Source organism: Massilia sp. NBRC 108631 (genome assembly GCF_059704565.1).
This window is the reverse complement of sequence record NZ_BAAKJE010000084.1, coordinates 1-373: the sequence shown is the minus strand read 5'-3', so window position 1 is coordinate 373 and position 373 is coordinate 1. Positions and strand designations below refer to the sequence as shown.

The 373-nt window shown below is 63.8% G+C and carries 1 pseudogene; it reads left to right on the top strand.

What is annotated here, in order from left to right:
• Nucleotides 1-284 (top strand): annotated as a pseudogene (locus AC6H42_RS10355) (ABC transporter ATP-binding protein); the annotation flags it as partial.
• Between the last annotated feature and the right edge of the window lie 89 nt (nt 285-373).

Below are 373 nucleotides of genomic sequence, written 5' to 3'. Positions count from 1 at the left end.
GGCGCAACCTGCAGGACGAGCTGCTGCGCATCTGGGCCGAGCTGAAGAAGACCATCATCTTCGTCACGCACAGCATCGAAGAAGCGATCTACATGGCCGACCGCATCGTGGTGATGACCTACCGTCCCGGCACCGTCAAGCGCGACATCATGGTCGACCTGCCGCGCCTGCGCGACCCGTCCTCGTCCGAATTCAACGCCCTCAAGCGCGAACTGGGCATGCTGGTGATGGAAGAGCAGCAGCGCCACCACAACGACGAAATGCGCATGGCCGCCGTCGACTGAGGCGCTGCGATGTAAAATCGCTCCATGCGCGCAAAACTGATCAGAGTACTGGCCTTGCTGGGCGCCGCCGCCGCGATCGCGGCGGCCGG